This window comes from Ihuprevotella massiliensis, assembly GCA_900095835.1.
Lineage (GTDB): Bacteria > Bacteroidota > Bacteroidia > Bacteroidales > Bacteroidaceae > Alloprevotella > Alloprevotella massiliensis.
In genome coordinates this window covers 1,748,731-1,761,874 of sequence record LT608321.1, presented here as the reverse complement: position 1 = coordinate 1,761,874, position 13,144 = coordinate 1,748,731, and the positions used below count along the sequence as shown (strand labels likewise).

The 13,144-nt window shown below is 50.8% G+C and carries 10 protein-coding genes; 5 read left to right on the top strand and 5 right to left on the bottom strand.

What is annotated here, in order from left to right:
• Positions 1–116 precede the first annotated feature (116 nt).
• The 4 genes from BQ2633_RS07230 to BQ2633_RS07210 all read right to left on the bottom strand — a co-directional run bounded on the left by BQ2633_RS07230 (position 117) and on the right by BQ2633_RS07210 (position 5,211).
• Entirely contained in the window at positions 117–338 is a 222-nt protein-coding gene (locus BQ2633_RS07230) for a DUF2795 domain-containing protein (protein ID WP_009436809.1), read from the bottom strand.
• A gap of 145 nt (positions 339–483) precedes the next feature.
• Positions 484–1,359 carry a hypothetical protein gene (locus BQ2633_RS07225; protein ID WP_075566099.1) on the bottom strand — a complete coding sequence of 292 codons (876 nt, stop codon included), beginning with the start codon at positions 1,357–1,359 and terminating at the stop codon, positions 484–486.
• An 86-nt stretch (positions 1,360–1,445) separates the two neighbouring features.
• On the bottom strand, positions 1,446–2,795 hold the full coding sequence (locus BQ2633_RS07220; RefSeq protein ID WP_075566098.1) for a transglutaminase domain-containing protein: 1,350 nt from the start codon (positions 2,793–2,795) through the stop codon (positions 1,446–1,448).
• A gap of 268 nt (positions 2,796–3,063) precedes the next feature.
• Positions 3,064–5,211: an HD family phosphohydrolase gene (locus BQ2633_RS07210; protein ID WP_075566097.1), complete on the bottom strand. Its 2,148-nt coding sequence runs from the start codon at positions 5,209–5,211 to the stop codon at positions 3,064–3,066.
• A 161-nt stretch (positions 5,212–5,372) separates the two neighbouring features.
• On the opposite strand from BQ2633_RS07210, the gene rpoN reads away from it, so the two are divergent.
• The 5 genes from rpoN (at position 5,373) to BQ2633_RS07185 (ending at position 12,240) form a co-directional block, all read left to right on the top strand.
• Positions 5,373–6,866: an RNA polymerase factor sigma-54 gene (gene rpoN / locus BQ2633_RS07205; RefSeq protein ID WP_075566096.1), complete on the top strand. Its 1,494-nt coding sequence runs from the start codon at positions 5,373–5,375 to the stop codon at positions 6,864–6,866.
• A 50-nt stretch (positions 6,867–6,916) separates the two neighbouring features.
• On the top strand, positions 6,917–7,555 hold the full coding sequence (locus BQ2633_RS07200) for a hypothetical protein (RefSeq protein WP_083233987.1): 639 nt from the start codon (positions 6,917–6,919) through the stop codon (positions 7,553–7,555).
• Positions 7,556–7,707: 152 nt separating this feature from the next.
• A complete protein-coding gene (gene purE / locus BQ2633_RS07195; RefSeq protein ID WP_075566095.1) occupies positions 7,708–8,211 on the top strand; it encodes a 5-(carboxyamino)imidazole ribonucleotide mutase in 504 nt (167 codons plus the stop codon).
• 140 nt (positions 8,212–8,351) lie between these two features.
• Positions 8,352–10,220: a 4-hydroxy-3-methylbut-2-en-1-yl diphosphate synthase gene (locus BQ2633_RS07190; RefSeq protein ID WP_075567279.1), complete on the top strand. Its 1,869-nt coding sequence runs from the start codon at positions 8,352–8,354 to the stop codon at positions 10,218–10,220.
• An 85-nt stretch (positions 10,221–10,305) separates the two neighbouring features.
• On the top strand, positions 10,306–12,240 hold the full coding sequence (locus tag BQ2633_RS07185; RefSeq protein ID WP_075566094.1) for an LTA synthase family protein: 1,935 nt from the start codon (positions 10,306–10,308) through the stop codon (positions 12,238–12,240).
• A 95-nt stretch (positions 12,241–12,335) separates the two neighbouring features.
• On the opposite strand, the gene BQ2633_RS11470 is transcribed toward BQ2633_RS07185, so the two are convergent.
• The coding region (locus BQ2633_RS11470; protein WP_176720102.1) for a hypothetical protein at positions 12,336–13,144 on the bottom strand (809 nt) is incomplete at its 5' end.

The following is a 13,144-nucleotide window of genomic DNA, read 5'->3' as shown; positions in this document are numbered from 1 at the left end:
TAAAGTACAATGAGTAAGCAAGTAAGCAGCGCAAGCAGAAAGCCTCAACACTTACGACCAACACGCATAAAAGAAGCGATAGCGAAAGCCAACGGCTTCCGCTATCGTGCGATGATTTAATATTCGTCTTCGTTGAAGAGGAAGTCTTCCTTCGTGGGATAATCGGGCCAAACGTCTTCGATGGTCTCAAAAACTTCACCTTCGTCCTCAAGTTCGTTGAGATTTTCTACCACTTCCATGGGCGCGCCCGAACGCATCGCGTAGTCGATGAGTTCTTCCTTGGTGGCTGGCCAAGGCGCGTCTTCGAGTTTTGAAGCCAATTCCAAAGTCCAATACATATCTGTCGAAATTGTTGAAATGATTTAGAGCGCAAAGTTAGCAAAACTTTCCGTATATCCAAATATTTGCACCACTATTTTCATTTGCCCCTCATATTCTTCCACAGATGCCTCCATTTTTCGCATCTTGGAGGGGGAGAAGACCTCAAAAATAGTTGACTACATAGTGTTGTCGTTGGAGCTTGGGATAGTAGAAGGCGACCCCAAAGCGGTATAAATCGAAGGATACGGTGCTAAATGCCGACTGCTGGAGCCGTTGCCAAGTCTGCTTGCGCGTCTCATCGGCATGGGGACAGAGCAAAACAAAGACTGCCGTGGGCGCTAACACTGCAGTTGGGGTGGACTTCGCAGAGGGTTCGACAGAAACGTCCGACGTTTTCAAAAAATTCTCCGACATTTTCTCAGAAATCTCCCACGTTTTTGGAAAAATCTCCGACGTTTTTTGGAAAAACTCCAACGTTTTTTCTGGATGCTCCAACAGATGGTCTGGATGCTCTGACATCATTACTGAAGGTTGCGTCAAATTAGCTGAGCCTTCCGTCATAGTCGCTGCGTGCTCTGTCGTGATCGTGCACAAGTGGGAGAGGACGTGCTGCGAAGGGCTTTCGGCAGCCATCCACAACACAAAGTCGAAGAGCTTGTCTATTGCTTGTTCGGAAGAAAGTGCCTTTTCCACAGAAGAAGCGTCGGGCAGATGAACAATTTGCGCAGAAGGGCGTGCCGCTTGGAGGTAGTGGATTTCGCGCTCGATGCCTTGTCCCACGACCAACATGCGCTGCGCACGCTGATGATTGGCGATGCGAAAGAGCAGCCGTGCATCTTTCACCGATAGCACGCCCTGCCAAGCCTCATGCTGCTCAGCGAGGGGAGCATAGGCATAGTATTGCGCCTTCTGAAGATACACCACATCGGTGATCCACTCAAAGGCAAAAGGCGAATGCACGCCGTAGCCTCGACGTTGACGAAAACGACGAAACCACCGCAAGATGCGAGGAAGAAGACAATAGGAGGGCAATATCATGGAATGAACAGTGAATAGAGAGCAAAAATAAAGGCAGGTTCTACCAATACCTTAGGGGGATATTCGTAGAACGTGCCTATATCACATCAGCGACGCACGCGACGGATGCCGGTGAAATCGCCACGCACGAGCTCAACATCTTTGGAGCGATCGGCAAAGGCGCCTTCTTGCACTTCGCAGTCTTCGGGCAGATAGACCTTGCGGAGCTTGGGACAACGCTCAAAAGCGTAAGACTCGATGACTTTCGTGCCAGGAAGGATGTACACCTCCTCGAGTTCGTCACAGCCAATCACGGTGTTTTTCTCCAAACGTGGCATAGGAAGGAGTTTTAGGCTCTTCTTCTGATTGGGCACATAAATCAGTTCGTCAATAACACGCTCCTTATTATTGAGATGATAACGATAGACCGCACCATCTTCACTACATAATTTCTTATTGTTGGGCGAAACGTGCACGGCTTCCACTTGATTGCCAAAACGAGAAAGGCCAACCAAGCCTTGTCCGAGCGAGACGATATTGTCGCCTAGATAGATTTGCTTGACTTCATCGGGCAACATCTTATGAGGATTGAAGCTCGTGATGCGGAAAGACTTGTGTCGCTTTGCATCATACTCGTAGCTATAAGGCACAGTGAGGATGGGGTCTTGCGATTTCACCTCAGCTACATTGAGATGCACTTCGTGAAAATCAAGGACGAAACCATCTTTCTCGAAGGCGGCAGGCGAAATCCAAGTAGTCTGCAAGTCGGCAGCATAAGCATCAGCAGGGTTCATGGGATAGAAATTGCCGTTGGTGGGATCTTCGATAATCCATTTTCCATCGACCAAGGCGGCAGCCCAAGCATGTCCACCATAGTAGTAGGTACCTTTACCCCCAAATAGATTACCATTGAGGCTCACCGAGGGGATGCCTTGCGAAATCGCCATCACGCGGAGCAGGTTGGCATACCCCTGACACACACAAAGCTTATTGCGGAAGACCAAGTAGGGCGAGTTGGAGTCTTTGCCTTCAGCAAGCTCTGCACCCTTTCCTTCCCTGTCGTAGGTGATAGACTTCACCAAATAGTCGTGAATGCGTCGGAGGGCTTCCGTTTGGTTTTTCGCACCTTGGGTGATTTCAGTAGCTTTTGCCTTGATTTCCTCAAACTGTTCCTTGGTGAGTTCGGGATAGTCTGAAAGTGTCAGTGCCACCTTGGGATCCATCGCCAATAAAATTTTGTTGGCTGCGGCTGTACCATTCACTGTTCCGAGGTTCGTGAGATTTTCACTCTTCTTATCGGGTGTGGCAAAATGCGCAGGATCATAGTCAAGACTTGTGGGCGAAGCCACATTTTGCGCGGTCAGTGTCTGGGACAACTGGGTGTCGATGGGACTTTCAGCAGTGCAACTTGCCAAGGCATAGAGCGCAACTGCTCCCAGCATGAAGTGTTTGATCATGATTTTATGGGTTAGAACATTAGAGGTTAGTGCTTGCAACAAACATCTCCCTTTGCAAGAGAGAAGAAACTTAAACCTCAATCGGTCATTAGACCGTAAAAGTGTTACAGGTAATGGAAAAGATTACGTCCTGCCATCTTTCATTTCCTTGTTGGCATCTTGTTTCTCGTTGGTTCTCGACGTAGCCCGCTACGCCTTCTAGCCAACGACAAACCATCTGCTCAACAATCAAATAAAATCTGTTCAGGATCTAATGACCGATTTGGGTTTAATCTGTCTCGCGACTTGTGGGGAAAAGTCCACGATGCTTCAGAGGAAGAATGGACGTTTGCGATTTGAGTTCGGGATATGAGATGCGATTATGATAGATTGTTTTGAGGCTCTCGATGAGGGTTTGTTTGGCTTGAGAGATGTCGCGGAAGGTGATGGGGCAATCATTGAAAGCACCATTCGCCATTTGCCCATCAATGATGCGATTGACCAGTTGGGAGATGGACTCTTCGGTGTGCTCCTTCAGACTGCGTGAGGCAGCTTCCACGGAGTCTGCCATCATGATGATGGCTTGTTCGAGCGTGGTGGGGTTAGGACCGGGATAGCGGAAGTCGGCTTCATTGACATGCTCCTCGCCAAATTTATTGACCGCTTGGACATAGAAGTAGCGCACAAGGGAATTGCCGTGGTGGGTCAAAATGATGTCGCGAATCGACTTGGGGAGTCGATATTTTTCTGCCAATCGCACGCCCTCGGTGACGTGCTCTATGATGATGCGCGCCGACTCTTGTTCGGGCAACATATCATGCGGATTGAGTGCCCCTTGATTTTCGGTGAAGAAACCAGGATTGAGCATCTTGCCGATGTCGTGATACAACGCACTGGTACGCACCAACAGCACGTCGCCTCCGATTTTGTCTGCCACCTCTGCAGCGAGATTGCCCACCTGCATGGAGTGCACGAAAGTGCCCTGCGCCAACTTTGCCAAACGGCGCAACATGGGGTTGTTGATGTTGCTCAATTCGATGAGCGTAACGGCAGAAGTGAAGCCGAAAATGCGCTCGATGAGATAGAGCAACGGATAAGTGAAGAGGAGTGCCACACCGCTGATGAAGATGTCGCGATAACGCTCCAGATTGAGTCCGAAGATGATTTGCTCCAGTCCCGTGTCGTGGTTAAAAACATTGAGTGTTGCCAACTCGTAGAAGAAGACAAAGAGGGAAGTGCCGACAGTGACGATGGCAGCTGTGCGCAGGATTTGCGAACGCTCAGAGAGTTCACTCAAAGAATAGACAGCGAGGAGCCCTGCCAAGATTTGTACGGGGATGAAGATGGGGTCACCATGACTCGAAAACGAGACAATGAGCACCGTAACAAGGTGTGCCATGAATGCCGTGCGCGAATCGGTGAAAATGCGTAGCACGATGGGCACCATAACAAAGGGGATGACGTAGACGGACGCCAAATTGATGCTTTGCACCAAGGATGCTATGATACAAATAAACGTGACAAGCGCGAAAATGAGGTGTATTTTGTGTGCCGACCTGAGATAAGCAGGGCGGAACATTCTGAGATACAAGAGCATCACTCCGATGCTAGTGAGGATGAGTCCAAAACGTCCGATGAAGAATAGGAGGACATTTTTCTGACTGTCGTTGCGCAGATTGAGTTCATCGTTGAACGACTCCACCTCCAACTGATGTTGACGCGTGACGATGTCGCCACGGTCAATGATTTTGGCTCCAGCAGGTTTGAGATAAGCGATAGTAGCGATTTCTCCTAGTGCTTCTTGGAGGGCAGCTGCGCTTTTTTCCTTATCGAGCGTGAGGTTGATGTTGATGTAATTGTCGAGCTGATTGAGAAGCGCTCCATCCTCTTCCAAGGATTTGTCGGAAAGGAGATATTCGCGTGCACTATTTTTCGTGAGTAAAAAACGACTTTCGCGCAGAGTGGAGGTGGTGCCCACCACGATTTGCACTTGGGTGTATTCGTCTTGCTGCACCTTGTTCATGTCTTCGCTCGAGATGATGCCCGCGCGGTAAACTTCTTTGAGCTTATTGACCGCATGTTGGATTTCTCCCGCACTGAAATGTCCGAGTTTCCCCGCACGACAATCCTGTTCAAATCGCTCGATTTGAGTTTGCGCCACATTGGGCATGAGCTCAAAATAAGGCGCAAAGGCCTTGCGTGTGCTATCTTTCTCTTGTTGGATGCGCTCCGAACCTTTCTTCACAGGGAGCTCAAAAGGCGCAATCAAGCGAGGATAGGGCCAAGGTTTGTTGATATCTACCTCATATCTGGTGACATCGGTTTTGGGTAAGGCAATGAAAATGGCCACCACGCTGATAAAAGCTGTGACGACGACATTGGTCAAAGACTTATTAGAGAGTTCTGTTATTTTGGAAAGTAAATTAGGCAAGCGCATAGGGAGTGATATAGAGCCACATGGCGATGTATGGGCAAAGTTACTACTATTTTTCGAAGAATTAGAGCCTCTATCGCAAAAAACTTAGTAAATTTGCAGTACATCCAAGCACTGTTTTTTGACAGTTGCTCAATGTTTCTCTCAAAAGCTCCTATTTCTCTATGCCACAACGCCAAGGACTGCAACACACTCAACAACAGCAACAGGTGCAAAACACCTCGAGTGCACAAGTTTTGCTCTCTACCATCGTAGAGATGCCCTTGGCTGACTTTGAAACTCGCCTACAGAATGAACTTCTGGACAACGAAGCTCTCGAGGTGAGCGAGCACGACAGCACAGACGAAGCAGAATTTATGGGAAATGACGCAGAAGACGGGCTCAACGATAGCGAAAGAGAAACGGCACGCCTAGAAGATGAACTCGGCGACTACCGCACGCTCGATGACGTGCCTGATACCCTGCGAGAAGCCTACAACAATCGAGGCGAAGACAACGGACGCGAACGCCAAATCAGCAGCGAAGGTTCGTCGTATGACGAACTTTATCGACAGATAGGCGAACTCACTCTCTCCGAACATGAGATGGCGATTATGATGTATCTCGTGGGATCGCTCGATGAAAACGGATTTCTCTCGAAAGATGACGAAACTCTCTGCGACGAACTTGCCTTTAAGGAGTATATCGACACGACTCCCGAAGAAATCAATCGCTTAGCCAAACTCTTACAACAGTTTGAGCCCAAAGGCATCGGCGCAAGAAACTTGAGAGAATGCCTCTTGCTCCAACTTCCGCCAGATGCTCCAGCACGCATCGTGGTGGATCGCTACTTCGACGATTTGATGCATTCGAGATGGCATCGGATTGCTTCCAAACTCTCTCTCACTGACGAGGAAGTGGAGCACATTCGCCACGACATCAGCCGCTTGAATCCACGCCCTGGTAGTGTGTTGTCCGAGGGCATCAATGCGTCTGCACCCACCGTGGTGTCTGATTTCCGCGTCACCATCGACCGCGATGGCACGCCCATTGTGCACCAACAGCGCGGACAACTCCCCGAACTGCGAGTGAGCCCTGCCTTTGCAGAAACACTGGTGATGCACCGCGCGGCAAAAGATCGCGCAGCTCAAGAGGGGAAGTCGCTACAACTGTCGCGCAGTCAAGAAGAGGCATTCATCTACGCTCGACAAAAAGTGAGCGCTGCCCAATCTTTCATCGACAGTGTGCGCCGCCGCCACTACACCCTTCAGGCGGTGATGGAAGCCATCGTGGAACTGCAGAAAGACTTCTTCGTCAATGACGACGACGAAAGTCAGATTCGTCCCATGGTACTCAAAGACATTGCTGAGCGCGCCCATATAGATGTGAGCACCGTGTCGCGCGCTATCAACTCCAAATATGTGGAAACAGACTACGGTACTTATCCTTTGCGCCATTTCTTTTCCACCCAATTCACCTCTGCCGACGGAGAAACCGTGGCGGCTCGCAAGGTGAAGGCGGCAATACAGGAAATTATTGCAGCCGAAGACAAACGCAAACCGCTCTCCGACGAAGCTGTGGCATCACTACTTGCCGAACGCGGACTGAAAGTGGCACGTCGCACAGTCTCGAAATATCGTGAACAACTGGGTATCGCCAAGGCTGGACTGAGACGATAAACCCCATTTGTTTCGCTCCATCCCATCGTTCTTCATAGCATCTCTCCGATATGTCCACCCCACACCAATCACTGCGCAATAAATACGCGCTACTTGCGGCTAAAACCATCTCATGGCTTTTCCATCCCTTCTACCTTCCCACGGTGGCAGTCATACTTCTGTTGGTCTTTAGCTATCTGAATCAGTTGCCCAACGCCTACCGCTTTGCCTTTGCGGGCATTGTCATCCTCTTCACCTGGGTGTTTCCCCTCATCGCCATCCGCATGTATCGCACCATCAACGGATGGACCAGCCACCAAATGAGCCAACGCGAACGCAGATTTGTGCCCTATATCATCAACATCGTCTGCTATAGTAGCCTTTTTCTCCTCATGCGCCTCTATCGCATGCCCTTCTTCCTCTCCACGGTCATCATGTCGGGCTTGCTCATTCAGATTGTCTGCGCACTGATCAACTTGAAAATCAAAATTTCCACCCATGCCGCTGCTTCGGGAGGCGTGATTGGCATGATCATCGCCTTCTCATTGGTGTTTCGCTTCGATGCAACCTTCTGGATTTGTTGGGCGATTTTGCTCTCTGGTGCCGTGTGCAGCAGTAGAATGATTCTGAAGATGCACAACTACAGCGAACTCTTGTTTGGCGTTATCGTAGGTTTCTTTTGCGGACTAGGCATCGTGGTGTTCCTCTAACGCACTTGCCCGCCTCCCTTGCGCTAGCATCGCCTGCTATCGTCCAGCATCCTTGGAAATCTTTACCTTCTTCCGCCACCATCGCTCCCCTGCACTGGCGGCATCCCCCTCCGCCATTTATTTCCCCCCAACCCTATAATTTCATTTTTCTTATGCAACCACTCGTAAGCATCATCATGGGTAGCACTAGCGACCTCCCAGTGATGGACAAAGCCGCTAAACTTCTCGACGAACTTGAGATTCCTTTTGAAATCAATGCACTTTCTGCCCACCGCACTCCTGCTGAGGTGGAGAAGTTTGCTCGCGAAGCTAAAGACCGCGGTCTTCGAGTTATCATCGCAGCAGCAGGCATGGCAGCCGCTCTTCCTGGAGTGATTGCCGCCAACACCACCTTGCCCGTCATCGGAGTGCCCATCAAGGGTATGCTCGACGGCTTGGACGCTCTCCTCTCCATCGTACAAATGCCTCCTGGCATCCCCGTGGCTACTGTCGGTGTCAACGGTGCTCTCAACGCTGCCCTTTTGGCGGTGCAGATGATAGCCCTTTCTGACGAAACTGTGGCACAAAAGCTCGCCAACTACAAGGACGGATTGAAGCAGAAAATCGTGAAAGCTAACGAAGAACTCGCAGCAACACAATACAAATTTAAGTGCTAAGCACTTGACCTGAAAAGGAAATGTGCCACAAAAGCTGAGCGCATTTTCAGAACGCAAATACAGACTCTGGTGACTTGCAAAAGAAGACACCAGAGTCTGCCTACATAGACACAACAATCTATCACTCTTCTCCCTATTTCATGGACCTTTTCAACTACTCCCCCCGAAGCAGCCACGCTGTGAAGGTGGGAAACACGACAATAGGTGGTGGAAATCCGCTGCGCTTGCAGAGTATGACCACCACTCTGACCACTGACACGGAAGCTAGCGTGGAACAGTGCATCCGCATCATTGATGCTGGTGCCGACCTCGTGCGCTTGACCACACAAGGGCTGCGCGAAGCGGAAAACCTTCGCAACATTCGCGCTGAACTCGACCGCAGAGGCTACCACACGCCTTTGGTGGCAGATGTACACTTCAACCCTAAAGTGGCGGATTTAGCCGCTACCATTATTGAAAAAGTCCGTGTCAATCCGGGTAACTACGTAGATCCTGCGCGCACTTTCAAGAGTGTGGAATATACTGACGAAGAATATGCCGCAGAACTCCAACGTCTTGAAACACGCTTCAAGAAGTTGCTCGCCATCTGCCGCGAAAACGGCACTGCCATTCGCATCGGGGTGAATCATGGTTCGCTCTCCGATCGCATCATGTGCCACTATGGCGACACCCCTGCTGGTATCGTGGAGAGCTGCATGGAGTTTCTCCGCGTTTGCATGCGCGAGAAGTTCTTCGATGTGGTCATCTCCATCAAGGCTTCTAACACGGTGATTATGGTGCAAAGCATGCGCCTGCTCGTGGATGCCATGAAGCGCGAGGGCATGTCTTTCCCCCTCCACCTCGGAGTCACCGAAGCTGGCGAAGGTGAAGATGGACGTATCAAGAGCGCGGTCGGCATTGGCGCACTCCTAGCAGACGGCATCGGCGACACCATCCGCGTGTCACTCTCCGAAGCTCCCGAACAAGAGATACCCGTGGCGTATAAACTCGCCTCTTATGTGTTGGAACCTCGTTCCGGACATCCACACATCCCTGCATTGCCTTGTGCCGAATTCAACTGGCTCGACCCACAACGTCGTCCTACCTGCTCGGTGCTCAACATCGGTGGTAAGCACACTCCCGTAGTGGTGTCTTACCAAGCGGATGCTTCTCTGCCTCAGCCTTCACACGGCAACGGCACCCCTCGTGCTGACTATGCTTATTTTGGTGGCAACCTGCCCCAAGACTGGAAATCGCGCGTGCCAGCTGCCATAGTGGATGCCCCCAACTGGACAGGAGAAGAAGGCACTTATCCAGCTTACGTGCCCCAATATCTCATGTTTGTGTCGGGCAATCCTGCTCCGCTCAAGTTCCTTTTCTTGAGCTACGCCCAACTCAACGATGAAGTGAAGGCTTGTCTCCGCGCACATAGCGAGATGGTGGTGATTGCCCAAAGCAATCATGCCAACCGTGCCGGTGAACTTCGTGCCCTTGTTCACGAAATGTGGAGAGAACGTCTCACCAACCCCGTCATCTTCTGCCAACAATATGGCGATACGGTGAAGGAGGACTTCCAAATCAAAGCCGCTGCCGACATGGGATTGCTCATGATGGATGGATTGACCGATGGCATCATGCTCGCTTCTCGATTGGCAGAACGCGATGAAACCGCCTTTGGTGTGCTGCAAGCAGGTCGCTTGCGCCAGACCAAAACGGAATACATTTCCTGCCCTGGTTGCGGTCGTACTCTCTATGATCTCCAAGAAACGATAGCGCGCATCAAGGCTTCAACCTCGCATCTCAAAGGTCTGAAACTCGGCATCATGGGTTGCATCGTGAATGGTCCTGGAGAAATGGCAGATGCTGACTATGGATATGTGGGAGCAGGTCCTGGCAAGGTGAGTCTTTATCGCGGAAAGGTCTGCGTGGAGCGCAACATTCCCACTGCCGAAGCTGTAGATCGTTTGTTAGCTCTCATTGAAAGCGACAAATCTAAGCAAAACGAAGGGACATCTTCACCAGAATCCTAGTCCTTTGACACATCAAATAAGGTGGACAACTCCCTAACGAGCGTTGTCCACCTCTCTTATTCCCCTCTCAACACTTCGTTTCGCAATGAAACACCTCCAACTTCCGCATTTCAGCATCTCTCAATATGGTGTGCTCCTATGGCGTCTCCTGCTTGCCTTTGCGATGCTCACTCTAGCACGAGTGATTTTTCTTTGGCACAATGCCGACTTGCTCCATCTTGAAGACCTTTCCTCCACACTTCTTGCCTTTCGAGGTGGGGTGCGCTTTGACTTGGCAGCATTAGTCTACCTCAATGCGCTCATGCTCTTATTGCACTTCCTCCCACAACGATGGACTAGTCAGAGATGGGGACAGCGTTTGCTGCGATGGACTTACCTTATTCCCAACATTTTGGGCTTGATGGCCAACATGACCGACGTGGTCTACTTCCGATTCACGCTCAATCGCACCACGATGGCGGTGTTTCGCGAGTTTTCCAACGAAAACCCTCTTCGCTTCTTGGGATTTCTCTGGGACTTCCTCCCCATCACCCTTCTCACCATTGGCATCATCGCTGTGTGGATGGTTCTAGACCATTTGCCTCGGGTCAAAGTGCTTCATTGGCAAGCACGCAAAGAAGCCTTGGTATCTAGCAGCTTGCTCGTGGTGGCAGCTGTATTGTCTATGGGGGGTGTCCGTGGCACATTTAGCGACCTCCGCCCACTAGCCCCACACAACGCTTCTCTTTATTGCAACGAACCTCAACAACAGGCTCTTGTCCTCAACACGCCTTTCACCCTACTGCGAACGGCAGGCAAAACTGCCATGCCCATTCACACTTATTTCTCTGAGGAGGAAGCTCAACGCTACTTCTCTTCCGAGCGCATTCCTACCACTGACGGCGCATGGAGTGGGCATTTCAAGGGTCGCAATGTCGTGATGATTATCTGGGAAAGTATGGCGAAAGAATGGGTGGGCGGATTAAATCGTCAGATACCCAACTACCCCACCTACACTCCTTTCGTAGACTCTCTGCTGGCTCATTCCTTTGTACTGACCGATGCTTATGCTTGCGGCACGCAGTCGGTCGATGCCATGCCTGCACTCTTCGGGTCTATCACACGCCCAGGTCAACCCTTTGTCACTTCGCCTTACGCAGGAAACGGATTGACGGCACTCCCTGAATTTTTGAAGCGCGCAGGATACTACACCGCCTTCTTTCACAATGCGCAAAATGGTTCGATGGGCTTTGATGCCTTCTCTCGAAAGATGGGTTTCGATGCCTATTTCGGTATGGACGAATACAACAACCCGAAAGATTTCGATGGAGGTTGGGGCATTTGGGACGAAGAGTTTTTGCAATACTTCGCACACAAGCTCAGCACCTTCCGCCAACCCTTCTTTGCCACAGAGTTTACCATCAGTTCACACCACCCTTTCCACCTTCCCCAACGCTATGAAAAGGTGTTTCCACGTGACGAAGTACCTTATCACGCCTTGATTCGCTACACGGATATGTCGCTGCGCAAATTCTTCCAAACGGCACGCACGCAACCTTGGTTTCGTAACACGCTCTTCATCATCACCGCCGACCACGCCGTAGCAGGCATCAGACCAGAATACAACAACTCGGTAGGGCATTTTAGCATCCCTTTCCTCTTCTACGATGCTCGCGAAGAATGGGTGGGCACCTCGGACAATACTTTCCAGCAAGCCGACTTCCTCCCTACTCTCCTCGACCTCCTCGACTTGCAACAGCCTAAAATGATCAGTTTCGGGCACAATGTGTTCTCTCCCTCTGCCCCACACTTTGCCGTCAGTTCCGTTGGTCAGATGTACCAAATGATAGCTGGCGAATGGGTGCTCCATTTTGATGGAGAGAAGGTGCTCGGTTTCTACAACAAAACGAAGGATCCCCAACTCAAGCACGACCTTTCTGCCCAGCAGCTCCCACAGATGCAACGCATGTTGCCTACGCTCAAAGCCTACCTGCAAGATTTCACACACCGCATGAAGGACAACCACCTGCGACTGCGCTGAAAGAAAGTTGAGGTCACGACACAACAAAAGGCAGTGCCAAAACGTCTGTTTTGGCACTGCCTTGTTTTTTTGCTAGAATACGAAAGGGGGTAACCCTAATCAGCACGAGATACTTTCTGCACAACGGCACGCCCCTTTACAGTAACGCGTACGAGGAGGGCGGACAGTCCACGAGGGATACGCAAAGAGCAAGAAGCCTGATTGATTACAGTTTGCTGCAACACGCGTCCTTCAAGGGATATCGCCTCAACCTTCGCACCTTCTGGGGCAGCAACTTGGAGAACATCACCTTCCCAACGACAAGGATAGTTGAGGGAGTTTGTGGTAGGTACTCCTGCAATTCCACTCTTGATAGGAGCATCTTGCAGGATTTTCACATGCTCCACAACTTTGCGGTTGGACTGAGGGAGATAGAAGTGACAGTCCAACACGGCGTTGCGCGGTTTATCCTCTTCATTGGGGTCTACGATCAGTTGAATCTTGGTCTTGCCCTGACCTTGCCACAAAGTGCTACTGAACCACATCGTAGAGGTTTGGAGAGAAAACTCTGCAGGTGCATCAATTGTGAGCACGACGATGGTATCTTTAGCAGAAACATGGATGTCATTGGGAGAAATACTCCATTTTTCTTCAACCTTAGGTGGATTAACCGGTTCCACGGGCTCAACGGGTTTGGGATCAGGCTTGACGGGTTCTACTGGTTTGGGATCAGGCTTGACGGGCTCGACGGGTTTAGGCTCAGGCTTGACGGGCTCAACGGGTTTGGGGTCGGGCTTGACAGGCTCAACGGGTTTGGGATCAGGCTTGACGGGCTCAACGGGTTTGGGGTCGGGCTTGACAGGCTCAACGGGTTTGGGATCAGGCTTGACGGGCTCAACGGGTTTGGGATCGGGCTTGACAGGCT

Excerpts from the sequence above, each read along its gene's own strand:
- BQ2633_RS07230 (WP_009436809.1), bottom strand. The coding sequence starts at position 338 with ATGTATTGGACTTTGGAATTGGCTTCAAAACTCGAAGACGCGCCTTGG.
- BQ2633_RS07225 (WP_075566099.1), bottom strand. The coding sequence starts at position 1,359 with ATGATATTGCCCTCCTATTGTCTTCTTCCTCGCATCTTGCGGTGGTTT.
- BQ2633_RS07220 (WP_075566098.1), bottom strand. The coding sequence starts at position 2,795 with ATGATCAAACACTTCATGCTGGGAGCAGTTGCGCTCTATGCCTTGGCA.
- BQ2633_RS07210 (WP_075566097.1), bottom strand. The coding sequence starts at position 5,211 with ATGCGCTTGCCTAATTTACTTTCCAAAATAACAGAACTCTCTAATAAG.
- rpoN (WP_075566096.1), top strand. The coding sequence starts at position 5,373 with ATGCCACAACGCCAAGGACTGCAACACACTCAACAACAGCAACAGGTG.
- BQ2633_RS07200 (WP_083233987.1), top strand. The coding sequence starts at position 6,917 with ATGTCCACCCCACACCAATCACTGCGCAATAAATACGCGCTACTTGCG.
- purE (WP_075566095.1), top strand. The coding sequence starts at position 7,708 with ATGCAACCACTCGTAAGCATCATCATGGGTAGCACTAGCGACCTCCCA.
- BQ2633_RS07190 (WP_075567279.1), top strand. The coding sequence starts at position 8,352 with ATGGACCTTTTCAACTACTCCCCCCGAAGCAGCCACGCTGTGAAGGTG.
- BQ2633_RS07185 (WP_075566094.1), top strand. The coding sequence starts at position 10,306 with ATGAAACACCTCCAACTTCCGCATTTCAGCATCTCTCAATATGGTGTG.